We start from the raw sequence: 23,432 nt of genomic DNA on the forward strand, positions 1-23,432 counted from the left end.
CCGTGCGATCGTCATGACGGCTTACGGTGGTGCGCGTCAGCGCTCCTTTCTGCTAAGCTGAAAAAAAGAGTGGCGGCGTCGGCGGGAATCGTGCCGGCGATGCCGCGGCGAGAAGTCTTCTGATCGATACCGATGTTCGACAATCTGAGAAAGTATGCCGCCGCCTACCTGGTGGCGGCCGGTGGGCTTCTTCTGACCTGTTTCTCGTCGTGGAACGTCCGCCAGGAACTGCAGACCAGCCACTTCAAGGAGTTCGAATGGGCAGCAGGCGACCGCATCCAGTCGGTGCGGGCGGTCACCGAACAGGGACTCGATGCGCTGCTCGAGATTCGCGGGCTGTTCCACGCGGCGCAGGGAATCGACGAAAGGGAGTTCCTGCTGTTCACCGACTCCGTGCTCAAGCGGCATTCGTACATCGAGGGACTCATCTGGGCGCCCTTGCTGACCTCGTCGCGGCGGGTGGTTCCGGGAACGCCAGCGGGCGCGCCGCCGGCACGCCGTGCGCGCGGTGTGGCGGCTGCCGTTCCCGGCGAGGAGCCGCGGGTGCCGGTTCTCCTGACGGCGTCGCGCGGGGCGGCGATTGCCATGCCGGGAGTCGATCTCAACGCCACCGATGAACTGTCCGAGCTGTTTCGGCGGGCGAGGGCGAGTGGCAAGGTGGCGGTCAGTGGACGCATGGCGCTGGATCGCGGTGGCGGCAAGGTGGCGCACGTCATCTATGCCGCGCTGCCCGTGCATGCACCGGGTCAGCCGCGGCGCGCTGCCAACGCCGAGCCCGCCGACCCGTTGGGTTTCGTCGTCGGCGTCTACGACATCGAGGAACTGGTGCATGTGGCCATCAGCCTGCTCGAGCCGCGCGGCGTCGAGGTACTGGTTGTCGACGCATCAGCGGAAGGCGAAGCACAGTTCCTCCATTTCTATGCCAGCCGGCTCGAGCCACGCGCCGTTGCCGCCGCCAGCGGGCTGCTGCCGGAAGCCGATGAGGGGCAGCCACGGATGGTGGTGACGATTCCGGTGGGGGACCGGCAGTGGACGGTGACCTGTGTCGCCACGCACACCTTCCGGAGTGCCGAGGCCTTCACCAAGGCGCACTGGTCAGTGCTGCTCGGAGGTCTCGTGTGTACCGCGCTCCTCAGCCTGTATCTGGTACGCAGCCGGCGCGAAATGGACAGTCGAATCCTGCTGACGCAAACGCTCTACGAACGCGAGGAACTCTTCCGCCAACTGGCGGAGACGGTCGATGTCGTTTTCTGGGCGATCAGCCCCGACGCCGCGCGGCTTGAGTACATCGGCCCGGCGTTCAGGAGCATCGCCGGACAGCAGACTGGCCTCGACGAGCGGACGCCGGCCGTGCTGTTCGATGTCTTCGCGGCAGACGATCGCGCCAGACTCGTCGCTGCGGTCGATCAGCTGCGGCGCGAAGGAGGGCACTTCAGCATCGTGCTGCCGCTCGCCGCCGGCGATCAGACGTCGCGCTGGCTGCGGGTCTGCGGCTTTCCGGTGCACGAGCGCGGCGTCGAGCTCGTCCGTATCGTCGGCTTTCTCGAGGACATCACCGAGCACAAGCTGGCCGAGGATGCCCTGCGCGACTCGGAGGCGAGGTTGCGCACGCTCTTCAACCACTCGCCCGACCTCATCTTCACCGTCGATGGCGCGGCCAACATCCTGCTCAGCAACCGCCCCTGGCCACATCCGGCGGGTGCTGCGGGTGAGAAGCGCTCATCGCTGATCCTGCCGGCCGAAGTGCGTCCGGACTATCTGCAGAGACTGCGGCGGGTCTTCGCCAGCGGGCGGATCGAACATCTGCAGTATCGCGCCACGGGCGACACCTGGTGGGAGGTGCGGATGGTCCCGATCAGCACGGCGACGACGGTGAAGGCGGCGATGGTGGTGATCAGCGACATCACCGAGAACCGCAAGCTGCAGTGGCAGGCGATTCGCAGTTCCCGGCTCGCTTCGCTGGGCGTGCTGTCGGCCGGCATCGCGCACGAGATCAACAACCCCAACCATGCCATTCTGGCGAACGCCGGCGTACTGGCGCGGATCTGGAACGACGCCTTGCCGATTCTCGACGAGTACGAGCAGGAGCAGGGGGACTTCGTACTCGGCGGGTTGGCCTTCCCGCAGGCACGCCAGACGATCGTCCGCGGCATGAGTGACATCGCCGGGAACGCCAAGCGGATCCAGAAGATCGTCGACAACCTCAAGCATCTCGGCAAGCAGGATCGCGGCCACATGGACGAGCCGGCGGACATCGGCCGGATCCTGCACGCCGTCGCGACGCTGCTCGACACCCGGATCAGGAAATGCACCGACCGCTTCGCGCTCGACCTGCCGGATTCGCTGCCGCTGGTGCGGGGCAACGTGCAGCAACTCGAACAGGTGTTCATCAACATCATCGTCAACGCGCTCGAGTCGCTGCCGGAGCGCAGCCGTTCGGTCCGCGTCTCGGCGCAGGCGATCCCGGCGGAAGGCCGGCTGATCGTCGAGGTGGCGGACCAGGGAAAGGGAATTCCCGAGGACGTGATGGCGCAGCTCGGCGAGCCGTTCTTCACCACCAAGGCGGAGAGTGGTGGCACCGGGCTCGGACTTTCGATCTCGTCGTCGATCGTCGACAGGCACGGTGGGATGATGCGCTTCGAATCCAACGCCGACCTCGGAACGACGGTCCGCGTCGATCTGCCGATTGCCACGGAGGAGTGAATGAAGGAGAAGCCGTTTTCCAGCCTGCCGGTCTTTCTCGTCGATGACGAGGAGTCGGTCCTGCACGCGACCGCCACCGTCCTGCGCAGTGCCGGCGTCCCCCGGATCGAGATGGTCGCCGACAGCCGGGCCCTGTTGCCGGCTCTCGAGGCGCAACCGGCGAGCGCGCTGTTGCTCGATCTCTCGATGCCGCATGTCAGTGGCAGCAAGCTGCTGCCGGACATCGTCCACCTCTACCCCGAGGTCCCGGTGATCGTCATGACCGCCGCGCAGGATGTCGAGACTGCGGTCAGCAGCATGAAGGAGGGCGCGTTCGACTATCTCGTCAAGCCGGTCGAGGAAAGCCGCCTGGTGGCGAGCGTGCGGCATGCGCTGGAAGTGCACTCGTTGCGGCGGCAGATGGGGGTTCTCAAGCGCTATCTGCTGTCGGATTGCCTGCAGGACAACGAGGCTTTCACCGGCATCGTCACCAACAGCCGCAAGATGCGGGCGCTCTTCCAGTACCTCGAGGCGGTGGCCGGTACCGCTGAGCCCGTGCTGATCTGCGGCGAGACCGGCGCCGGCAAGGAGATGTTCGCGCATGCCCTGCACAAGCTCAGCGGTCTTGGCGGCCAGTTCGTGCAGGTCAACGTCGCCGGTCTCGACGACACCCTCTTCTCGGACACCCTGTTCGGTCACAGGAAGGGCGCCTTCACCGGCGCCGACCAGTCGCGCGCTGGACTCATCGCCCAGGCCGCTGGTGGTACGCTGTTCCTCGACGAGATCGGCGACCTGTCGATGGCTTCGCAGGTGAAGTTGTTGCGCCTGTTGCAGGAGCACATGTACTTCCCGCTCGGCTCGGACGTCGCGCGGCCGAGCGACGCGCGCGTCGTTTGCGCGACGAACTGCAATCTGGCGCAGATGATGCGCCAGAACCGCTTTCGCTCGGATCTCTTCTTCCGTCTCTCGGTGCATCAGATCGAGGTGCCGCCGCTGCGCCAGCGCAAGGAGGACATCCCCCTGCTCCTGCAGCACTTCCTCGACGAGGCGGCGGCACTGATCCGCAAGCCGGCGCCGGAGCCGTCGAACGAGCTCATCACCCTGCTCTCGAACCACCATTTCCCGGGCAACGTCCGCGAACTGCGGGCGATGGTCTTCAATGCGATGGCGCTGCACCGGGGTGGATCGATCCTGGCGATGGACAGCTTCCGTCAGGCCATCCAGAAGCAGCAGAAGGCCGGCGCCGAGCCTGCCGCGAGTGACGAGGAGAGCGAAATGCCGATCCTCATCCCCGGCCGCTTTCCGACTCTCGACGAAGTCGAGGAAGCCCTCGTGGCCGAGGCACTGAAGCGGGCGAAGGGAAATCAGGGGGTTGCCGCGACCCTGCTCGGCCTTTCGCGGCCGGCACTCAACCGGCGCCTGGCGCGGCGCGCGACGCGCGCCGCCCCCTGATCGGTGCCGCGCCGGGTTTGCCGTGCTCCGCGACGCAAGGCAGCTTACCGCGAACGTTCCGGGTCGCCGGCGAGCGCCCGGCGGCAAGACCGCCGCAGCCGAACGCCAGTGGCATCAACCGGTGCAGGCACCGGCAACCGGCGAGGGGGTGTGCGCAGTCGACACTTCGATGCATTCGTGACGCCTCTGACCAAGACGCTGAAAAAAAACCCGAAAACAGCAGGAAACATGCCATTCGGGCGAATTCCCGTGCATTTCGTTACACCCCCAGGGTGACTCCCGGAATAGCCGGGAGGGCATTGCAAGTGTCTGGTTCAACGTAACAAAAACATTGTCTGCTCGTGTGGCACGAATCATGCTTGCGAGACCGCTCAGCGCCTGCCGGGTGCGAGGGAATCCAAGACAACAATCATAGGGCCGCTGCATGAGCACATTGCTGATCCTGACGATCTTGACGGTCGCCATCGTCCTCTTCTTCGACTATACGAATGGCTTCCACGATGCGGCGAACATCGTTGCGACGATCATCGCATCGCGCGCGATGACGCCCATCCAGGCGGTCATCATCGTTGCCACTTTCGAGTTTCTCGGGCCCCTGCTAGGAGGGACGGCGGTTGCCAACACGATCGGCAAGTTCGTCACCCTCGGCGACGTGCAGGCCGTTCTCTCGCTCGCCATCCTGATCAGCGGGCTGGTGGGCGCCATCGTCTGGAACCTCGGCACCTGGTATTTCGGCATCCCCTCGTCGTCGTCGCACGCATTGGTCGGTGGCCTCATCGGCGCCGTCGTCGTCTCCGCCGGTGTCGACAACGTCGTCTGGGGATTTTCGCAGATGATGCACGGCCAGCTGACGGGCATCATGAAGGTGCTGGCAAGCCTGGTGCTGTCACCGATCATCGGCTTCTGGGCGGGATTCCTGATGTTGCGCCTGCTCAACATCCTCCTGTTCACCGCCACGCCGTCGGCCAACAAGGGGTTGCGCTACGCGCAGTTCTTCACCGCCGCCGGACTCGCCTTCTCGCACGGCGCCAACGATGCGCAGAAGAGCATGGGCATGCTGACGCTGGCACTGTTGCTCGGTGGCTTCATTCCCAGCTTCGAGGTGCCGTTCTGGGTGATGCTGGCCTGTGCGATCGCGATCACGCTCGGCATCCTCTCGGGCGGCTGGCGGATCGTCCGCACGCTCGGTTTCGCCATCTACCGGGTGCGGCCGATCCATGCCCTGAGTTCACAGCTGACCTCGGCCGTCGTCATTCTCACGGCATCGGTGATCGGGGCGCCGGTATCCACGACGCACGTCGTCTCGACTTCGATCATGGGCATCGGTGCTTCCGAGCGGCCGAAGGCCGTTCGTTGGAAGAAGGCCAAGGATATCGGCATCACCTGGCTGATCACCATCCCGGGCTCGGCCCTGGTTGCCATTCAGACTTTCGCCATCGTCAACCTCTTTCTCGTAAAGGCCTGAACATGTCCAACGCCGCCACCGCATCGACCTCGCTGACCCGCCGCATCCTGCACCGCGTCTTCCCGAAGGTTCCGAACTTCTTCGCACTGCTCGCCGAACAGAGCGCACAGGTTGGCCACAGCGCGTCGCTGCTGGTCGACTACATGGGCTCCGGTACGGCCGACGTCGCCAAAAGGATCGTCGATGCCGAATACGAGGGGGACCGGCTCAAGGTGCGCAACCTGACTCTGCTCAACGAGGCTTTCTCGACGCCGATCGACCGTGAGGATCTCCACCGCGCGATCATCAACCTCGATGAGATCGTCAACAGCTGCAAGACGATCGTCGTCGAGATGGACTCGGATGTTCTCGCGCTGAAGGCCGACAAGTACTGTCTGGAGATGGCGGTCTGCCTGAAGGACGGCGCCGAGGCAGTGGCCGCGGGTTACGGCCGCCTGGCGAGCGATCCGAAGGCAGGTCGCGCCGACGCCGAGAAGTCCGACAAGGCGGTGCGCAACCTGACGCGCACCCACCGGCGCGCACTTGCCGAGCTGTTCAATGACAGCGATTTCCACAACATCTTTCGCCGCAAGGAAATCTACAATCAGTTGCTGCGCGCCGGAGATCGGCTGAACATCTGCAACAGCACGCTACTCGACATCGTCGTCAAGCTGTGCTGACCCGCAGCGCCGCGCGGCGTTCGACCGACTGACACCTTTCGCCGTCCGCTACGGTCCACCGCCGCCCTCGTACGCGTGGCAGCCGGCGCAGCCGTCGCGACGGCGCCAGGATGCGGTGGCCGGCGTGCTCGAGCGAGTCGTGCGTGGTGCGCGCCACCAAGTGTGCGGGCCGAGCCAGCCGCTGTCGTGCGGCCGGCCTCTTCCCTGACCCTCGGCGATGGCCGCAGCAGCAGCGGCCCTCCGGCCGCTCGACGCTTTCGCCGCTCTTGCTGCCGCCTCGCGCCTGCTGCGATGCCAGTGGCGTCGGGCTCGCCCGCGGGCGAGCCAATCCTTGATCTCCCGGCGGTGTAACCTTTCCACTCCTCGCCCGGTCTCGCCCCAATCCCCCAAGAGCCTGTTTCTCTGACGAAAATCAGCCGCTGGCGAGCGTCGAAGCGGGCCTTCGCGTTCATTCTGTTGCACCCGCCAGGGACCCGCCCGGTCGCCTGCAACGGCGCCTAAGGGTCTGTTTTTGCGCGATTCTTTGCGTTCTGTCCGTTCTGGCATGACTCGTGCTTGATCCGATTGACGAGATGTTGTGGCGCCATCCTGCGGGAAACGCCGCATCCCTCGTAGATGCCGTGGCTGTGATGCCAGTTCAATCTTGAGGAGCTTCAAGATGAGCATGGAAACCGAACTCAATCTGTCGCTGACGCCGGGTGTCGCCAGCCGCCTCGCCACGCATCGCGTGCGGACCGAGGCCAAGCCGCTCCGCCAGCGGGTGGTCAAAACCGCTCACGACAACCCGGAGCCGGCGAGCGAGTTCCAGCGCGGCTACGGTGTGCTGGCCGACCAGCCGCTGCAGGTCGTCAAGGCCGCACCAGTCGACACCGATGCCCGCATGAGCGTCATCGCCGGCTTTCGCACGATCGCCCTGGCTTGCCTCAGGCACTTGCAGAGCAATGAGAGGGGTGTTTGCGAGAGTGATGACCCCGAGTTCGTGCATCAGGCGCGGGTTGCCATCCGTCGTCTGCGGTCCGCCATTCGCGTCTGGAAGCCACGCCTCCCGGAGGCCTTCGTGGCCGACTTCGATCCACTCTGGCAAGCGCTGGCGAGGCAACTGGGCGAGACCCGCAACTGGGACGTCTTCCTTGCGGAGACGTTGCCGACGATCCTTGCCGCCTTCCCTGACTGCCCGCAGGCGCAGGACCTGACCGATTACGCGCGGCGACGCTGTGCCGTCAATCGCCAGGTGGCGGGCAGTGTGCTGAGTGCGGGCGACTACTCGCGTCTGCTGCTCGACTTCACTGCCGCCCTCCAGGCTCTGCCCGAACGCGGGACCCGTCGTCTGGACGTGTTCGCCCCCCGCTGCCTCGACAAGCGCGCACGCAAGGTGTGGCAACTGGCGCAGGAGGCATTGACTGGCGACGCGACCGCGCGTCATCGTCTGCGTGTCGCGTACAAGCGCCTGCGTTATGCGCTCGAGTTCTTCGCGCCACTGTTTCCTGGTGACCGGTTGCGCGAGTACCACCTCGCGGCGAGCGGCCTGCAGGAGATGCTGGGTCAGCTCAATGACCTCGCGGTGGCGCGCGAGCTGATCGACGAGGCACTGCCGGGCGCTCGTGGAGACCGCATCCGCTGCTGGCTGGACGCACACAGCGACGGCCTGCTGCCGCAGCTCGCAGGGCTGCTCGGCGACTTCCATGGGCAGCGGGTTCCCTGGCAGCAGGGTTCCTGACCCCGGACGCGACGAGGAGCAGGTGAAAGCCGTGGCGACGATTGAACTGAGCTCGATGGTGCGAAGGTCCCGGCCGATCGCTCCGGCTGTCGGGTGGTGTGGCGTGTTCAGCACGATGGAGCAGCAGGCACAGACGCTCGTCCGGCTGGCGAAAGCGGCTGATGCGGTCGTGCAGGGCAGGGAGTCGGCGCATTCAGTACGCCTGTTCGATCTCGACCAGTGCCGCGAGGATCTCTGGCGGCGCAGTTGTGCCGCCATCGATTCGCTGGCCGATCACGGTCGCAATGGCGGGCTCGAAGACGTGCGGTGGACCAGCGAAAGCCTCGACCGGGCGGCTGCCGGATTGTTCCGGACCGCTACCGCCTGCCGTTGTGTTCAGGACGCGTCCGGTGCATGGATCGGTCAGACGCTGCGGCACATCCGCCGCGAGGGTGAGGGTTTGCGGGACGCCTGTGCCGGCCTTGCACGCGGCGAGCCGTCCGTGCCGTACGCCGCGGGCGAAGCCTGCGGCAGCCTCAACCCACTCGGCAGCTATCGTTCGATGGCCCTGCTGGAACTGCTGGCGGTATCCGGGTCGGACTGGCGACAGCCGCCGGACGAACTGGCCGGGATCTCCGGACCACGTGCCGCCAGTGGCGAGTCCTGGGCGACGCAGATGCAAGCCGCCCTGCACGACGTCGTCCGTGAGTTGGCAGGGGCCGGGGAGATCCTGAAACGTCTGGCGCAGCGATTGGCCGACGGCCTTGCGCTGCAGCAGCACGGTCCGGGCGATTCGTGCTTCGTCGTACCGCTGGGTTCGGCGGCGACCTGATCCCGGCGCCATCCCGAGCAGGGTTGCCTGCGGCAGGCGCAGGCAGGCAGCACACCAGGCGCGGGAGCAGGTTTTTTTTTTGTGCAGGAGAAGTCACATGGAAACCCAGCTTCGAGTGGCAGAGCGGTCGGCCATCTCGGCATCGATCGAATTCAGTCTCGACGGCTATCTGGATGGCGTCGCGGATGCGACGATGATCTTCAGGTCGGCGGTCGACGCCCACCTTCAGGATGGTTCCGAAGGGGCATGCTGGCAGCTGGCCAGGCGCATTGCCGACCTCGTTCGCGGCCTCGAGGACATGCAGCAGGCGCTCGAGATGCGCCCTGCCGGGCAGGCGCCGAGCGAAGACGCGGGTGGGGCCACCACGCTCGCGCCGCTGACCGGTCTGGGCCGCTTGCTGCGGGACATGAAGCGCCAGGTCACGGGTTTTGCCATCGAGTCCGGTTTCACCCTTCGCGGCCGTCGCGTGCCGGCGCCTCTCGCCGCCGACGTTCAGGAGCTGACGGACGAGGTTTGCGCCGCGATCGATGCACTGGTCGAAATCTGCCGCCCCGAACGGCAGCAAGGGCCGGCTGCGGAGGCGGGCAGGCGCGGCGTCGGCTGGCATGAAGCACAGGCAGATCGCCTGTCGATGGCCATCCTGCGCCGGATTCTTGCCGACGAGGCGCTGGATGTCGAGGCAAGGCTGCTGCTCGCACAGTTCGTCGAGGAGATCGACCGGCTCGCCGACCAAGCCGAGTCAGTGGCCAGCGAGCTGGGCAGTGATCGCCGATCCGTAATGGCCACGGCTGGCGGCGGTTATGCCCACTGAGTGGCGGTTCGCTGGCCGGCGAGGGCGCACAGGCCCTGCTCTTCCGTTGCCCGGTGATGCCGTGCCGGCGAGTGACTGGCAGTGGCGGCCGGGCTGCCCGTCGGCATGCAGGAACCGGACAAGCGGGGGCGCACGACTGTGGAATTGACCGCAACGCTTCGCAATGACAAGCTGGTCGGTGACTTCTGGGGCGGGATGGCGGCGATGCTGGTCGCCCTGCCGTCGGCGATCGCCTTCGGGGTCACCATCTACGGCGCCATCGGTCCGTCCTACGCCGGTCTCGGCGCGCTTGCGGGGATCCTCGGGGCGACCGCGCTGGGGCTGGTGGCGCCGGCGTTCGGCGGGACCAACCGGCTGATCACGGCGCCATGTGCGCCGGCGGCAGCAGTTCTGTCGGCCTTTGCCATCGAACTCGTGCAGCATGGCGTCGCGGCGCCGTCGATCGTACTCATGCTGACCGCTCTCGGACTGGTGTCCGGGGTAGTGCAGTTGCTGCTCGGCTTCATGGGTATCGGCAGCCTGATCAAGTACATTCCTTTCCCGGTCGTCAGCGGTTACCTGACCGGCGTCGGACTGATCATCATCGGCAGCCAGATTCCGAAGTTTCTTGGGGCGCCCGGCGGCACCTCGTGGTGGCGGACCTTGATCTCGCCCGAACTCTGGCAGTGGCAAAGTGCGTTGATCGGCGCCGTGACGGCATCGGTGATGCTCGGTGCACCGCTCGTCACGCGCGTCGTGCCGGCTGCGATCCTCGGCCTGCTGGCCGGCGTGCTGAGTTACTTCGGCCTGGCCACGATCGACGAGTCGCTGCTCGTGATGGAAGGCAACAAGATGATCATCGGCCCGCTCGGTGGCACCGCCTCGAGCATGCTCGAGGCGATCACCGGTCGCTGGCAGGAGATCGGCGAGCTCAAGCTCAGCCAGATCGGCAGTCTCCTCGGAACGGCATTCACGCTGGCAGTGCTGCTGTCGATCGATACGCTGAAGACGGCAGTCGTCCTCGATGCATTGACGCGGGGTCGCCATGACTCCAACCGCGAGCTGGTCGCGCAGGGCCTTGGCAACGTCGCCTCGGCCTGCGCCGGTGGCATGCCGGGCGCCGGTCAGATGGGGGCGACGCTGGTCAACCTGGCGAGTGGCGGTCGGACGCGGGTGTCCGGCGTCGTCGAGGGAGTCCTGTCGCTGATTGCCTTCCTGGCTCTCGGCAGCTTCATTGCCTGGATTCCGGTCGGCGCTCTGGCGGGTATCCTGATCGTCGTCGGCATCCGGATGATCGACCGGCACAGCCTGCACCTGCTCGAGTCGCCATGGACGCTGCTCGACTTCATGGTGATCGTTGCAGTGGTCGTCGTGGCCGTCGGCTACAGCCTGATCGCCGCGTCGGGCGTCGGCATCGCCCTGGCGATGTTCCTCTTCATTCGCGAGCAACTGAGCAGCACGGTGATCCGTCGCAAGCTGGACGGCGGCAGCCGCTATTCGAAGCGGGTGCGCTTGCGGCACGAAATGGAGCTGCTCGAGAAGCAGGGGCATCAGACGGCGATTCTCGAGCTGCAGGGCAGCCTGTTCTTCGGTACCAAGGACCAGTTGTACACGGCGCTCGAACCCGAACTCACCAAGCGCCGCTTCGTCGTTCTCGACATGCGGCGGGTGCAGTCGGTCGATGTCACCGCTGTGCACCTGCTGAGCCAGATCCGCGACTCGCTGATCGAGCGCGACGCCTTCCTGATCTTCAGCAGCCTGTCGCACGTCCTGCCGAACGGACGCAACATCGGCGAGTTCTTCGATCAGATGGAACTCACGCGGATGACCGAGCATGTCAAGGTGTTTCCGGAACTCGACGACGCGATCGAGTGGATCGAGGACCAGATTCTCGGTCAGAGCCCGGCGCAGGATGCGACGCTGCCGTCGCTCGAGCTGAGCGACCTCGAACTCTTCCGCGATCACAAGGAGGAGACTCTGATCGATCTCGAAGCCTGCCTCGAGCGGCGGACGATCGCAAGCGGTGGCAAGGTCTACTCGTTCGGAGATCCGGGCAACGAACTCTACCTGATCCGCAAGGGGGCGGTCCGCATCACGCTGCCGGCAGCCGGTGAGGCGGCCGATCACCACGCGCTGACCTATGGGCGTGGCGACTTCTTCGGCGGCATGGCATTCCTGTCGCAGATGACCCGCTTCAACGACGCCACTGCGCTCGAGGAGTGCGAACTCTTCGTCCTGCAGCGCGAACAGTTCGAGAGACTGCGGGAAGAGCACAAGCGTCTGGCCTGTCATCTCGTCGAGGCAGTCGCCAAGGTGCTCGCGCTGCGCCTGCGTTACTCGGACAAGGAACTGATGGCCATGCAGGAGTAGCCCCCGGCGTGTGCCGGACACCGTTCCACTGCCACCACGGTGGCGCCGTTGCCGCCGGCTGGATGCCGCTGCGGGTGCGTTGTCGCGCCGGTCCGCCGCTGGCGGACTGCTGCAATGGCGCCGGAGTCGGGTCAGCCTGATCGATTTCCGGTATCATGACGCGGGCGCCGTGGGGAGGTGATGGCGCAGCTCCTGGGAGACGAACAATGTTTCAACATATCCTGCTGCCGACCGACGGCAGTCAACTGTCGCGCGACACCGCTGAACGGGCCGTGTCCTTTGCCAAGGCGGCGAATGCGACGATCACCGCCCTCTACGCGAAGCCGATCGGCAACACCGACAACATCGGCGACCTCGTCGAGCCGGCCGTCCTCGATCGTCTGGTCGCCGGAGCCGACGGAAAGTCGAAGGATTATCTCGGTTTCATCAAGAAGCTGTGCAAGGATGCCGGGGTCGAGTTCACGACGCTTTCGGTGGCCAGCGACTCGCCGTGGGAAGCCATCGTGAACGTGGCCGAAGACAACGACTGCGACCTGATCTTCATGTCCAAGCATGGTCGCGGCGGCCTGACGTCGCTGTTGCTCGGCAGCGAGACCTATCGCGTGCTGACCCATTCGAGCATCCCGGTGCTGGTCTACCGGCCGCCCGAGATCGACGCGAGCCGCCGCAAGGCCAAGGAGAAAGCCCGGGAGAAGGAACGGAAGCGGGCCTGATCGCGGCGGCAGGAACGTCCCTCCGCGTCACGTCCGGTGCGGTGCCCGAGTGGCCGGGCGCCGCCAGCACGCGGCCGGCTGCTTGGCCACGGTCGTGCTGACACCACTGTACTGGCAACAGGCTTCGAGCGAACTGGCGCTGGCCGATCCAGTCCTCGGCAGCCTCGTCGAGCGCTTTGCCGGCATGGCGCTGGTTTCGCGCGCCGATCCCTTCCTCACCCTGCTGCGCTCGATCGTCGGTCAGCAAATCTCGGTCAAGGCCGCCGACACGGTCTGGGCGCGCCTGCAGTTGCTCGTCCCCGACATCACTCCGGCCAGAATCCTCGGTTGCCCCGTCGACGGCTTGCGCGGCTGCGGCCTCTCGGCGCGCAAGGTCGAGTACGCGGTCGATCTCGCCGGACATTTCGCCAGCGGGCAGATCGACGTCGAACGCTGGTCGCGGCTGGACGACGACGAACTGGTGGCGGAACTGACCAGGGTCCGCGGCATCGGCGTGTGGACCGCCGAGATGTTCCTGATCTTCAACCAGTTGCGACCGGATGTCCTGCCGCTCGACGATCTCGGGCTGCAGCGCGCGGTGGCGATTCACTACCACGCCGGCGAAAGGCCAGCGCGGCGGGTGCTCGCCGAGCACGGCGAGCGCTGGCGTCCCTGGCGTTCGGTTGCCACCTGGTATCTCTGGCGCAGCCTCGACCCGCTGCCGGTTGAGTACTGAGGCGTTGCCGGCAGACGGCCGGCGGCCGCGGCGCCAGCTTTCCTGTCCCGCCTGCAGGCAGCCAGCGCAGACGGTGCTTCAGCCGCTGTTGCGCAGCCCGGCGGCGATGCCGTTGATCGTCAGGTGCAGCGCCCGTTTGACGTGTTCGTCTTCGTTGCCGGCGCGCAGGCGCTTGATCAGCTCGATCTGCAGGTGGTTCAGCGGATCGAGGTAGGGGAAGCGGTGGCGGATCGAGCGGGCGAGCAACGGATTGTCGGCGAGCAGCCGGGTCTGGCCGCTGATCGCCAGCAGCCCCTCGACCGTCGCGTGCCATTCGGCCTGCAGGCGGGGGAAGATCGCCGCGCGCAGCGCCGGGTCGCTGACCAGTTCGGCATAGCGCCTGGCGATCGCGAGGTCACTCTTCGCAAGCACCATGTCCATGTTCGAAAGCAGGGTGCGGAAGAAGGGCCACTCGCGGTACATCCGCTGCAGCAGCGGCAGGCCATCCGGGTGCGCCGCGAGGAAGTCGCGCAGCGCGCTGCCGAAGCCATACCAGCCGGGCAGCATCAGGCGGCATTGCGCCCAGCTGAAGACCCAGGGGATCGCCCGCAGATCCTCGATGGCGGTCGTCTTGCGGCGCGAGGCAGGGCGGCTGCCGAGATTCAGGTGAGCGATCTCGGAGATCACCGTCGATTCCCAGAAGTAGCGCTCAAAGCCGGCGGTCTCGTAGACCAGGGAGCGATAGGCGCGATGTGCCGATTGCGACAGTTCGTCCATCGCCTCGAGGTAGTGCGGGTGCGGTGCGGCAGCGGGCGGGGCGAGCAGGGTGGCTTCGAGAACGGCGGCGGCGACGATCTCGAGGTTGCGCCGGCCCAGTTCGGGGTTCGAGTACTTGCTGGCGATCACCTCGCCCTGTTCGGTGACCCGCAGCCGGCCCTGCACGGCGCCGCCGGGCTGCGCGAGGATGGCCTGGTAGCTCGGGCCGCCGCCCCGGCCGACCGAGCCACCGCGGCCGTGGAAGAGGCGCAGCTTGACGCCATGCCGCGCGAATACCTCGACGAGCGCAATCTCCGCCTTGTACAGCTCCCAGCCCGAAGTCAGGAAGCCCCCATCCTTGTTGCTGTCGGAGTAGCCGAGCATGATCTCGTGCAGGTCGCCGCGGCTGTGCAGGAGCTCGCGGTAGGCGGGCAGTGACAGCAGCTCATCCATGATCCGCGGGCAGTTGCGCAGATCGGGAATGGTCTCGAACAAGGGAACGATGTTCACTGCCAGGCTCCGCGCCGACGGCCGCAGCAGACCGCATTCCTTCAGCAGCAGCGCTACTTCCAGCAGGTCGGAGACGCCGTCGGTCTTGGCAATGATGTAGTTCTCGATCGCCTGCGCACCGTAGGCCCGCTGTGCCGCGGCAGCCGTGCGGAAGATCTCGAGTTCATCGCGCGTCTCCTCGCCGTACGTCAGATGCTGCGAGGAGAGCGGGCGCGCCGAGCCGATCTCCGCCAGCAGCAGGCCGACACGCCCGGTTTCGTCACGCTGGCGGTAGGCGGTGCCGGGCATCGCCGTTTCCAGAAGCTCGCCGACGACGCGCTCGTGCACCTCCGAGTTCTGCCGCAGGTCAAGCGACGCCAGGTGAAAGCCGAACACCCGTGCCGCCCGCCGCAGGTCTCGCAGGCGGCCGCGTGCCAGCAGCGCCGAGCCATTGGCAACCAGTGAGCGGTGGAGGATGTCGAGCTCGTCGGCGTATTCTCCGGCGTCGGCATAGGGCGCCGCTTCGCCGACCGCATGCCGTTCCGGTTCGATGCCGTCGAGACGGCGCGCGGTCGCCGCCAGGCGCGCGTACACGCCGGTCAGCGCGCGTCGGTACGGCTCATCGCTGCGCGCGGCGGAAGCATCGGGTGAGCGCGCAGCGAGTGCCTGCAGCGCTTCGGAGACGCTGACCAAGCCGTCAGCGAGCGACAGCTCGGCGCCGAGGGCGTGCACCTCGTCGAGATGGAAGCGCAGCGCGCGCGCCGATTGCAGGCGCAGCGCCTCGCGCGTCACCGTTGCCGTGACGTAGGGATTGCCGTCGCGGTCACCGCCGATCCAGCTTCCAAGGCGCAGGAAGGCCGGCAGTTCGGCGTTGCGCAGTCCCGCGTGGGCAGTCGCCAGATGATCCTCGAGCCAGCCGTAAAGGCGCGGCAACTCGCGCAGGAACGTGTAGTCGTAGTAGGACAGTCCGTTGATCACTTCGTCGAGCACCAGCAAGCGGGTGTTGCGCAGCATGCGCGTCTGCCACAGGCCGAGAACCGCGCGCCGCAGTGCCTCGTCGAGTGCGTCGTGTTCGTCCGGGGTGAGTTGGCCTCGGTCGCGCCGCAGCAGCAACTCGGCGATCTCGCGCTGGGCGTTGAGGGTGCTCTTGCGCTGCACCTCGGTCGGGTGTGCGGTGAGCACCGGCACGATCGACGCCTCTTCGAAGAAGCCCCGCAGGCAGGTCGCATCGATTCCTGCTTCTGCCGCACGCTGCAGCGCGTGCGCCAGGCTGCCCTCGTGCGCTGGCGATCGGGCGACGAGATGGGCGCGTGAGCGGCGGATGTGATGCTGGTCCTCGGCGATGTTCGCCAGGTGCGAGAAGTAGCTGAACGCGCGGATGATCGTCTGCGTCTGCTGTCGCGACAGATTGTCGAGAATGGCTGTCAGCTCCTGGCGCGCGTTGCTGTCATCGTCGCGATGGAAGCGGATGGCACTGACGCGGATGCGCTCGACCAGATCGAAGCTCGCCTCGCCCTCCTGCGCGCGCAGCGTATCGCCGAGGATGCGGCCAAGGCAGCGGATATCCTCGCGCAGCGGCAGGTCCTTGTCCGTGATGAGGTCTTCAGCCATCTTCTGCTCCTGTTGGTGGTTGGCGAGCCGGCTACGGCGGCGACTGCAGCAACTCCCAGTGAGCGCGGGGAACGCTGCGGGCGACGCCGCCGGTGCACGACCGTGTTGCATCGTCACCGGTCGCCGCCGGTGACCCAGGGCACGACTTTACGGCACGCGGCAACCGCTGTGAACAGCCGCAGCGGCGAGTGGCGCGGCAGGCAACGCGCGCCAGTGGCTGCGCCGACGGCGCACGCCATGGCGGGCTACCGTAAGGATACTGCCGCGTTCTTCAACAACTTCGGCGGCGGGACCCTTGCCGGTGCGCGCACGGCGCTTCTTGCCGGGCTCGATGCCGGCACCGCCTACTTCAACATCCACACCAGCGCCTTTCCCGGGGGCGAGATCCGCGCGTTCCCCGAGCGGGTTCCGGAACCCGCATCGCTGCTTCTGGGCGCCCTCGGGATCGGCGCACTGCTGCTGAGTCGGCGCGGACGTCGTCGCCTCTGAGCGCCGGCTCCTTGCAGCCTCTGCCCCGGACCGGCCGCAACAGGCGCAGGCGGCGGCATCAGCAATCGCGTACGCGGAACTCGACCCGTCGATCGAGGGCGTCACCGGCATCGTCGGTTCCCGTTCCGACGAGGTTGTCGCGGGAACCGACGCCGCTCGCCAGCGTGCGTTTGCCGAGCTGCGGCTCGGCGCCGGCGAGACGGTCCTTGATCGCCTGCGCCCGCTGAACCGACAGCCGCTGGTTGGTCGGCTCGTCGCTGCTGCGACTGGTGTGGCCGACGATCTCGAGGCAGGCCCTGTTCTCCACGGTGCGTCGTGCGATCTGATTGAGCCAGAGGGGGTAGGGGCCGCTGATCTGGCCTTCGGTGATGAACTGGGCCGACCCAGGGCGAAAGAGGAACTTGAGAGCGAGCTGCCGATTGGCGAGACCATAGTCCACCAGACGGGCAAAGGCCTGGGTCGCCTCGTCGCGCCGTTTCAGTTTCCAGGCTGACAGATAGGCGCCGTTGTGCGCGCGCAGTTGGTCACCGCCGGCGGTGTCGAGCGCACGTCGATAGAGCTCGAGCGCTTCCTGGTAGCGGCGGCGATTGTAGGCGTTGCCGGCATCGTTGAGCAGCGCCGCAGCCATGATCCGCGCGGTATAGACCGGATTGATCGGGTCGCCTGCCTGGCTGCCCTGACAGGTCCTGATGTAGGCATCGATCGCCGGGTCACGGGTCCATGCGGGGCTGTCGGCGTCGAAGGGCAGGGGCGTCGTCTGCACCCCGTCCGGCCGCGCGCGGGCCACGCTCTTGCCGATGACCCGGCCAGTCTTCAGGTCGGCGAGCGCAAGGCAGACGCGGAAGGCGTCGCGCTCCCCGCCCGGCTGGCCGCTGCGGTCGTTGATCGGCGTCAACGTGCCGACAAGCACCAGAGGTTGGCCGGCAAGGTTGCTGGCATTGAAGGTCTGCACTGCCAGTTGTGGGTGATCACGGCGCACGAGGTCGACGATCTTCTGCTCCATCGAGCGGGTGGCGGCCGACTGGCTGCCGGTCACTCCGTCGACCGGCGGGTCGATCAGCAGCACCTGCCGCGGACCACTGGCTGGTGGCAGTTGCGTGGTGCGCAACAAGTCGCTGGCCGCCTTGGAAATGGCTTCATCAAAGCCGACCGGCGTCGCTGCCGTGGGTGTCCGTGCCGGCTGCCCGACCTCGTGTTGCCCTGGGGTCTGGCAGGCGATCAATGCCACGCAGGCAAGGGCGAGCAACAGCCGGAAACCGGGCCGCTGCCACCCGCCAGGAATGAGGTCGGGTGGGTTCATCGTCGGCGCTCCTTCTGCTTCACTGCAGCCAGGTGATGCCGGCCGAAATCCTGCGCTCCCATCAGACGCGGCAGCCCAGGCGCCACGAAATGACTGGCGACGGCGCCAGCCGTCTCGCGGTCTTCGGCTGCTTCGCCGAGAAAGATGCCTGCCACCTGCCGCTTCCCTCGAATCATCATGTTCAGCTCATCTTACCGTAGCCCGCGAGCGCCGGTCTGGTCCCTTGCCGCAAACGGGCAGCACACTCTCGACCCAATGCCGGCGCACGAAACATGTGCAGATGGCCTGAATGATGCGCTCTTCGTGCGCCATATTGGGCAATGGAAGCTCGAGACGTGTTAGGATGACCCATTCCTGAGTGGTTTTCTCGGGAATCATCAGTCTTTGCGCGGCAAAGACAGGGAGACTGCGACAGGCTTTTCTGCAACATGCGGCTTGCTGGACGGGGAGGTGGGGCCATGGAACTGGCGATGACGGCCAAGAATGACAAACTGATCGGCGATTTCTGGGGAGGGCTGGCGGCGATGCTGGTCGCGCTGCCTTCGGCGATTGCTTTCGGTGTCACCATCTATGCTTCGATCGGCCCGGCTTATGCCGGTTTGGGTGCCCTGGCCGGGATTCTCGGCGCGACGGCCCTCGGCCTCGTCGCACCGGCCCTCGGCGGTACCAACCGCCTGATCACGGCCCCCTGTGCACCGGCAGCCGCCGTGCTCTCGGCGTTCGCCATTGAACTGGTGCGCCAGGACGTCGATCCCGTGTTCATCGTCCTCATGCTCACCGCGCTCGGACTGGTGGCGGGAGTGATCCAGCTCCTCCTCGGCTTCATGGGGATCGGCAGCCTGATCAAGTACATCCCCTTTCCCGTCGTCAGCGGCTACCTGACCGGTGTCGGCCTGATCATCATCGGCAGCCAGATCCCGAAGTTCCTGGGTGTCTTCGGCAATGTTCCGCTGTGGCGAACGCTGATCTCGCCAGACAGCTGGCAATGGCAGAGCGCCCTGATCGGCGGCGTCACGGCCGTGGTCATGGTCGGCGCGCCTTGGTTGACCCGCGCCGTGCCGGCAGCGATCCTCGGCCTGCTGGCCGGCATCGCGACCTACTTCGGGCTGGCACACTTCGTCGATGAGTCGCTGCTCGTCCTCGAGGGCAACAAGTTCATCATCGGCTCGCTTGGCGGCTCGGCCTCGAGCATGCTCGAGGCGATCACCGGTCGCTGGCGCGACATCGGCGAACTCAAGCTGAGCCAGATCGGCAACCTGATGGGCACCGCGTTGACGCTCGCGGTCCTGTTGTCGATCGATACGCTGAAGACGGCGGTCGTGCTCGATGCGCTGACGCGCAGCCGACATGATTCCAACCGTGAACTCGTGGCGCAGGGAGCCGCGAACGTCGTCTCGGCCTGCGCCGGCGGCATGCCGGGAGCGGGCCAGATGGGCGCGACGCTGGTCAACCTGGCGAGCGGCGGGCAGACGCGCGTCTCGGGAATCGTCGAGGGTGTACTGGCGCTGGTGGCCTTCCTTGCGCTCGGAGCGTTCATCGCCTGGATCCCGGTGGCGGCGCTGGCCGGCATCCTGCTGGTCGTCGGCGTGCGCATGATCGACCACCACAGCCTGCACCTGCTGCAGTCGCCGTGGACGATCCTCGATTTCGTCGTCATCGTCGTCGTCGTCATCGTCGCCCTGGCCTACAGCCTGATCGCCGCCTCGGCGGTCGGCATCGCGCTGGCGATGTTCCTCTTCATCCGCGAACAACTCGGCAGCACGATCATCCGCAACAAGGTCGAGGGCGGCAACCGCTTTTCGAAGCGCGTGCGTCTCGGGCACGAGATGGATCTGCTCGAGCGGCGTGGCGAGCAGACGATCATGCTCGAACTGCAGGGCAGCCTGTTCTTCGGCACCAAGGACCAGTTGTTCAGTGCGCTCGAACCGGAACTCGGCAAACGCCAGTACGTACTGCTCGACATGCGTCGCGTGCAGTCGGTCGACGTCACAGCCGTGCATCTGCTGAGCCAGATTCGCGACTCGCTGAGCGAACGCGGCGCCTTCCTCATCTTCAGCAGCCTGACGCACACCTTGCCGAACGGACGCAACATCGCCGAGCTGTTCGCGCAGATGGATCTCACCAATGACAGCCCGCAGGTCAAGGTCTTCCGGGAAATGGACGACGCTGTCGAGTGGATCGAGGACCAGGTGCTTGGCGAAAGCCCGCAGCGCAGCGCCGAACTGCCGCCGCTGGAAGTCTGGGAGATGGAAATCTTCAAGGACGTCAAGGAGGACGCGCTCGTCGACCTGGTCGAGCGTCTCGAACGGCGGGTGGTGCCGCGCGACGAGAGACTGTTTTCGACCGGCGACGCCGCCGACCAGCTCTTCCTCATCCGCAAGGGCGCCGTGCGCATCTCGGTACCTGTCCCGGGAACCAGCCTCAGCCGTCATCGACTGACCTACGGCCGGGGCGATTTCGTCGGCGGCATGTCGTTCATCACGCACGCTGCGCGCTTCAGCACCGATGCCACCGCTACCGAGGACAGCGAGGTCTACGTGCTTCGCCGCGAGGATTTCGAGTTGCTGCGCGAACAGCACCGGCGACTCGCCTTCCAGCTCATCGAGGGGGTGGCGCGCGTGCTCGCCTTCCGCCTCGGCTATGCCGACAGGGAACTCCTGGCAATGCAGGAGTGATCGGCCTGGCCGCCGGGATGCCGTCACGCGCGACGGCGTCCACGTCGCTCGCGGTGTGCATCCGGGGTCGGGGCGGCGGCGAGGCTGCCGCTTTTCGGGTTACAATCGCAGCCCTCACAACCCACCTGCACGCCGCTCCGGCCGGGCCCGATGAAAACCAGCTTTCTCGACTTTGAACAACCGGTTGCCGACCTGGAGAGCAAGATCGAAGCGCTGCGCTCCGCACAGGAGAAGTCGGCGGTCGACATTTCCGAAGAGATCGACGGACTCGAAGAGAAGAGCCGGCTGCTCACCCGTGACATCTATTCCCGCCTGACGTCGTGGCAGGTGTGCCAGGTTGCGCGGCATGCGCAACGGCCGTACACGCTGGACTACCTCAACCTGATCTTCACCGACTTCGCGGAACTGCACGGCGACCGCGCCTTTGCCGACGATCGTGCGATCGTCGGCGGGCTGGCGCGGCTCGACGGCGAATCGGTGATGGTCATCGGCCACCAGAAGGGCCGGGACACCAAGGAGAAACTGTTCCGCAACTTTGGCATGCCGCGGCCGGAAGGCTACCGCAAGGCGTTGCGCCTGATGCGCCTGGCCGAAAAGTTCGGCATTCCGGTGCTGACCTTCATCGACACGCCCGGCGCCTATCCCGGCATCGATGCCGAAGAGCGTGGCCAGTCGGAGGCGATCGGGCGCAACCTGTACGTGATGGCCGAACTGCAGGTGCCGATCGTCGTCACGGTGATTGGCGAAGGCGGTTCGGGCGGTGCGCTGGCGATCGGTGTCGGCGACGTCCTGCAGATGCTGCAGTATGCGACCTACTCGGTGATCTCGCCGGAGGGTTGCGCGTCGATTCTCTGGAAGAGCGCCGAGAAGGCCAGCGAGGCTGCCGAGATCATGGGCATCACGGCGCAGCGCCTGCAGTCGCTCGGGCTGGTTGACCGCATCGTCCCCGAACCCATCGGCGGCGCGCACCGTGACCACGCCGCGATGGCGGAGAATCTGCGGCAGGCGCTGCGCGCCTCGTTGCAGCAACTCAGGAAGGTCCCCTTGGCAGACCTCCTGCAGCAACGCCTTGACCGTATCCTGTCGTACGGGGCGGTCAGGGAACTGCAGCCCGGCTGAGCCGGAGTACGGCTGGGATCCGGCGAGGTTGCCGAGCGGTCGCGCCACGCGCGGAGCGGATCCGTCCGGAGGGAGGGACGCCACGGTCGAACCCACCCTGGCAGCGATTGTCGGGCGTTTCATCGCACCGCGGCTGGCGCGCGGCCGCCGCGTCTGCGTCGCGCTTTCCGGTGGTCTCGACTCGGTCGTCCTGTTGCACGCCCTGAGCCGGCTGCGCGCCGCAGGGCTGGACTGTGAACTTTCGGCGCTGCATGTCCATCACGGCCTGAGTCCGCATGCGGACGCCTGGGTAGACTTCTGCCACGAGTTCTGCCGGCGGCTCGACGTGGGGCTGGCGATCGGGCGCGTGCAGGTGCCCCTGGGCAGCGGCGAGGGGATCGAAGGGGCGGCGCGGCGGCAGCGACAGGCCGTCTTCGCGCGCTGCCAGGCGGACTGGCTGGCGCTCGCCCAGCATCGCGACGACCAGGCGGAGACCGTCCTCTTCCGGCTCCTGCGCGGCGCCGGCGTGCGCGGCGCTGCCGGCATGCCCGACGAGAGAAGCCAGGCTGCCGGTCCACGGCTGATCCGGCCGCTGCTCGGCCTGTCGCGGGCGACGATCGCCGCTTACGCGAGCGAACAGGCGCTGTCCTGGGTCGAGGACGAGAGCAACGCCGACCTTCGTCTGCGCCGCAACCACCTGCGGCACGAGGTCCTGCCGTGCATCGCGCAGCAGTTTCCAGCTGCCGCACAGGCGCTGGCGCGCGCCGCCGGCCACTTCGCCGAGGCAGCGCAACTGCTCGACGAACTCGCCGCGATCGACCGCTTGCTGGTCGTCGGCGCGCATGGCCGGATCGATCTGCGGCGCTTCAATCTCTTGAGCACGGCGCGAGCGCGCAATCTACTGCGGCATGAACTGCATGGCGCAGGCATGCGGGCGCCGGAGACGCGCTGGCTCGACGAGGCGCTACGGCAACTCGCGAGCGCCGACACGGCCGCGGCCACCTGCATCGCCACCGTCGACGGCGCGCTCCACGTCTATCGCGACGAGATCCACGTCGTTCGCCAGCGGCCACCGATCCCCACCCTACCGCTGGCATGGCGCGGCGAGGCGCAACTTTCCTGGGGCGCCGACCGGCTCAACTTCGCTGCAGCGACTGGCGGCGGCATCAGCCGCCGGTTGCTTGCCGGGGATGTGGTCTGCCTGCGGACGAGGAGCGGTGGCGAGGCATTGCAGCCTGACCCGCGGCGGCCGCGCCGCCCCCTGCGCAAGCTCTTCCAGGAGGCCGGGGTGCCGCCCTGGGAACGCGACCGCCTGCCGTTGCTGTGCTGTGGCGAACGCGTCGCCTGGGTGGCAGGCCTCGGCGTCGATGCGGCGTTCGCCTGTGCCCCCGGGGAGGCCGGCATCGTGATCGCCCTGCAGAGCGGCGCACGGCAGCGAATCGAGCAGGGTCTGGAGTCGCCGGCCGGAACTGCATGAGGTGGGTCGAGCGAGCCGTGGCCGGGGCCGTGGGCGCAGGCGGCGCATCGCGCGCCAACCCGAGAGAAAGCATTGCTGGCCCATTGCGGGCGCAGTACAATCGCGCCGCGTGGTGCGATGCACAAATCGGCCCCAAGAGGCGGGGATACTGCGGCTCTTGCGACTGGCTTAGGTCACCGGCGGC

Annotated in this window: 17 protein-coding genes; 14 read left to right on the plus strand and 3 right to left on the minus strand. The window is 66.8% G+C overall.

Going from position 1 to position 23,432, the window contains the following annotated elements:
• Positions 1-132 precede the first annotated feature (132 nt).
• From V5B60_RS16160 to V5B60_RS16205, 10 genes are all read left to right on the plus strand, one after another.
• Positions 133-2,703: an ATP-binding protein gene (locus V5B60_RS16160; RefSeq protein ID WP_332348173.1), complete on the plus strand. Its 2,571-nt coding sequence runs from the start codon at positions 133-135 to the stop codon at positions 2,701-2,703.
• Positions 2,704-4,134 (plus strand): sigma-54-dependent transcriptional regulator, encoded by a 1,431-nt coding sequence (locus tag V5B60_RS16165; protein ID WP_332348175.1) that lies wholly within the window; start codon positions 2,704-2,706, stop codon positions 4,132-4,134. It begins immediately after the preceding gene.
• A gap of 424 nt (positions 4,135-4,558) precedes the next feature.
• A complete protein-coding gene (locus V5B60_RS16170; RefSeq protein WP_332348177.1) occupies positions 4,559-5,599 on the plus strand; it encodes an inorganic phosphate transporter in 1,041 nt (346 codons plus the stop codon).
• Positions 5,600-5,601: 2 nt separating this feature from the next.
• Complete coding sequence (locus V5B60_RS16175) at positions 5,602-6,258, plus strand: DUF47 domain-containing protein (RefSeq protein ID WP_332348179.1); 657 nt, start codon at positions 5,602-5,604, stop codon at positions 6,256-6,258.
• A gap of 658 nt (positions 6,259-6,916) precedes the next feature.
• A complete protein-coding gene (locus V5B60_RS16180) occupies positions 6,917-7,975 on the plus strand; it encodes a CHAD domain-containing protein (RefSeq protein ID WP_332348181.1) in 1,059 nt (352 codons plus the stop codon).
• A 103-nt stretch (positions 7,976-8,078) separates the two neighbouring features.
• Positions 8,079-8,786, plus strand: a complete 708-nt coding sequence (locus tag V5B60_RS16185) for a hypothetical protein (protein ID WP_332348183.1) — start codon at positions 8,079-8,081, stop codon at positions 8,784-8,786.
• A 97-nt stretch (positions 8,787-8,883) separates the two neighbouring features.
• The gene (locus V5B60_RS16190; RefSeq protein WP_332348185.1) at positions 8,884-9,597 is read left to right on the plus strand and encodes a hypothetical protein; all 714 of its coding nucleotides are present in this window, start codon (positions 8,884-8,886) and stop codon (positions 9,595-9,597) included.
• Positions 9,598-9,741: 144 nt separating this feature from the next.
• Entirely contained in the window at positions 9,742-11,946 is a 2,205-nt protein-coding gene (locus V5B60_RS16195) for an SLC26A/SulP transporter family protein (protein ID WP_332348187.1), read from the plus strand.
• 206 nt (positions 11,947-12,152) lie between these two features.
• Positions 12,153-12,659 carry a universal stress protein gene (locus V5B60_RS16200; protein ID WP_332348189.1) on the plus strand — a complete coding sequence of 169 codons (507 nt, stop codon included), beginning with the start codon at positions 12,153-12,155 and terminating at the stop codon, positions 12,657-12,659.
• Between the two features lie 94 nt (positions 12,660-12,753).
• Entirely contained in the window at positions 12,754-13,374 is a 621-nt protein-coding gene (locus tag V5B60_RS16205; RefSeq protein ID WP_332348191.1) for a DNA-3-methyladenine glycosylase family protein, read from the plus strand.
• 78 nt (positions 13,375-13,452) lie between these two features.
• Here the strand turns inward: V5B60_RS16205 and ppc are convergent, their stop codons facing one another.
• The gene (ppc, locus tag V5B60_RS16210; RefSeq protein ID WP_332348193.1) at positions 13,453-16,209 is read right to left on the minus strand and encodes a phosphoenolpyruvate carboxylase; all 2,757 of its coding nucleotides are present in this window, start codon (positions 16,207-16,209) and stop codon (positions 13,453-13,455) included.
• Between the two features lie 237 nt (positions 16,210-16,446).
• Here ppc and V5B60_RS16215 point away from each other — a divergent pair, with 237 nt between their 5' ends.
• On the plus strand, positions 16,447-16,698 hold the full coding sequence (locus V5B60_RS16215) for a CHRD domain-containing protein (RefSeq protein WP_332348195.1): 252 nt from the start codon (positions 16,447-16,449) through the stop codon (positions 16,696-16,698).
• A 58-nt stretch (positions 16,699-16,756) separates the two neighbouring features.
• Here the strand turns inward: V5B60_RS16215 and V5B60_RS16220 are convergent, their stop codons facing one another.
• Both V5B60_RS16220 and V5B60_RS16225 read right to left on the minus strand, forming a co-directional pair.
• The gene (locus V5B60_RS16220) at positions 16,757-17,998 is read right to left on the minus strand and encodes an OmpA family protein (RefSeq protein WP_332348198.1); all 1,242 of its coding nucleotides are present in this window, start codon (positions 17,996-17,998) and stop codon (positions 16,757-16,759) included.
• Positions 17,995-18,177 (minus strand): hypothetical protein, encoded by a 183-nt coding sequence (locus V5B60_RS16225; protein WP_332348200.1) that lies wholly within the window; start codon positions 18,175-18,177, stop codon positions 17,995-17,997. Before V5B60_RS16225 ends, V5B60_RS16220 begins: the two co-directional genes overlap by 4 nt.
• A gap of 291 nt (positions 18,178-18,468) precedes the next feature.
• Here V5B60_RS16225 and V5B60_RS16230 point away from each other — a divergent pair, with 291 nt between their 5' ends.
• From V5B60_RS16230 to tilS, 3 genes are all read left to right on the plus strand, one after another.
• Positions 18,469-20,673, plus strand: coding sequence for a SulP family inorganic anion transporter (locus V5B60_RS16230; protein ID WP_332348202.1), 2,205 nt, complete (start codon positions 18,469-18,471; stop codon positions 20,671-20,673).
• A gap of 150 nt (positions 20,674-20,823) precedes the next feature.
• Positions 20,824-21,792, plus strand: a complete 969-nt coding sequence (locus V5B60_RS16235) for an acetyl-CoA carboxylase carboxyltransferase subunit alpha (RefSeq protein ID WP_332348204.1) — start codon at positions 20,824-20,826, stop codon at positions 21,790-21,792.
• A 28-nt stretch (positions 21,793-21,820) separates the two neighbouring features.
• The gene (tilS, locus tag V5B60_RS16240; protein ID WP_332348206.1) at positions 21,821-23,248 is read left to right on the plus strand and encodes a tRNA lysidine(34) synthetase TilS; all 1,428 of its coding nucleotides are present in this window, start codon (positions 21,821-21,823) and stop codon (positions 23,246-23,248) included.
• Positions 23,249-23,432: the final 184 nt, after the last annotated feature.

This window comes from Accumulibacter sp. (assembly GCF_036625195.1).
GTDB lineage: Bacteria > Pseudomonadota > Gammaproteobacteria > Burkholderiales > Rhodocyclaceae > Accumulibacter.